Origin of the sequence: Donghicola tyrosinivorans, from assembly GCF_003003355.1 — a bacterium.
GTDB classification, from domain to species: domain Bacteria; phylum Pseudomonadota; class Alphaproteobacteria; order Rhodobacterales; family Rhodobacteraceae; genus Donghicola; species Donghicola tyrosinivorans.
In genome coordinates this window covers 1-1,270 of record NZ_PVTQ01000057.1, presented here as the reverse complement: position 1 = coordinate 1,270, position 1,270 = coordinate 1, and the positions used below count along the sequence as shown (strand labels likewise).

Sequence of the window (1,270 nt, the reverse complement as noted above, 5' to 3'; positions counted from 1 at the left end):
CGGGCAGGTTCTGGTAGCAGACGGGGCGCAGGAAGCGGCGGATGGCGAGGGTGCCGACGGAGGTGGCTCCGAAGTTGGTGGAGGCGGGGTAAGGGCCGCCGTGGACCATGGCGTCGCAGACCTCGACCCCCGTGGGGAAGCCGTTGGCCAGCACCCGGCCTGCTTTGCGCTCGAGGATCGGCAGGAGGCTACGGGCGATGTCGGTGTCGGCATCGTCCATATGCAGGGTCGCGGTCAGCTGGCCTTCGAAGCTGCGGGCGATCTGTTGCAGCTGCTCTGCGTCTTTGGCGGTGACGACGAGGCCGAGGGGGCCGAAGACCTCTTCGCTGAGGGTGTGGTTGCCGAGCCAGTTTTCAGCTGTGGTTTGGAAGAGGAAGGGCTTGGCTTGCCGCGTGTCGCACATGGAGGTCACGAGGTCCTGCACGCCGGTCTGTGCGCCCATTTTCGCCGCCCCCGAAGTGTAGGCCTGCGCGATACCGTCCGTCAGCATGGTCTGTGCGCCGCTGGCCGAGAGGGCGGTTTGGGCGGCTTTGATGAAGGCGTCGGCCTGAGGCCCTTCGATGACCACGGCGATGCCAGGGTTGGTGCAGAACTGGCCTGCGCCCATGGTCAGCGATGCCGCCCACCCCTGCCCCAGCGCGTCGCCGCGATTGGCGATGGCGGCGGGCAGCATGAACATGGGGTTGACCGAGCCAAGCTCGCCAAAGAAGGGGATCGGCGTGTCGCGCTGTGCGCAGAGATCAAAGAGGGCGCGCCCCCCTGCGAGGCTGCCGGTAAAGCCCACCGCGTTGATCAGCGGATGCTGGACCAGAGCGGTGCCCACGTCGCGCTTGCCCCCTTGGATCAGGCTGAAGACGCCTTTGGGCATGCCGGTTTGCTGGATCGCGGCGTGGATGGCCTCGGCGATGATTTCACCGGTGCCCGGGTGAGCGCTATGGCCTTTGACCACCACAGGGCAGCCGGCGGCCAGCGCGCTGGCGGTGTCGCCACCCGCGGTCGAGAAGGCGAGCGGGAAGTTCGATGCGCCAAAGACCGCCACAGGGCCGATGGGGCGCTGCATCATCTTGAGGTCGGGGCGCGGCAGGGGTGCCCGGTCAGGCAGCGCCGCGTCATGGCGGCGGTCCAGATAATCGCCTGCCAGAATATGGGAGGCAAAGAGACGCAACTGGCCGGTGGTGCGGCCACGCTCGCCCTGCAGGCGGGCTTCGGGAAGGCCGGTTTCCTGCGTGCCGATCTGGGTGATGGCCTCGGCGCGGGCCTCGATCTGGTC

Annotated in this window: 1 protein-coding gene; it reads right to left on the bottom strand. The window is 68.0% G+C overall.

Annotation, left to right across the window (positions count from 1 at the left end; genetic code table 11):
* A partial coding sequence (locus CLV74_RS22455) for an aldehyde dehydrogenase (NADP(+)) (protein WP_106269165.1) occupies positions 1–1,270 on the bottom strand: 1,270 nt, incomplete at both ends.